Origin of the sequence: Citrobacter sp. TBCS-14 (assembly GCF_005280805.1) — a bacterium.
Taxonomy (GTDB): Bacteria; Pseudomonadota; Gammaproteobacteria; order Enterobacterales; family Enterobacteriaceae; genus Citrobacter; species Citrobacter gillenii.
The window spans coordinates 334-539 of record NZ_SZWM01000550.1; the positions used below are offsets into that span (position 1 = coordinate 334).

Annotated in this window: 1 pseudogene; it reads left to right on the forward strand. The window is 49.0% G+C overall.

The window, feature by feature from the left end:
* Positions 1–206: pseudogene (locus tag FDX22_RS19820) on the forward strand (L-methionine/branched-chain amino acid transporter); the annotation flags it as partial.

Genomic DNA, 206 nt, shown 5'->3' on the forward strand with positions numbered 1-206 from the left:
ACCTGAGAGCTGTCTGGCTCGTCTATCCCCTCGCCATCTTCCGGGCAATGCGCTAAACGCCGTATTGGGCTGCTGCGTCGTCAGTACATTGTGCATCTATATGCTGCAAATCAATCTCGACGCGTTAATCATCTACGCTAACGGCATCTTTATTATGATTTATCTGCTGTGCATGCTGGCGGGATGTCGATTACTGAAAGGACAAT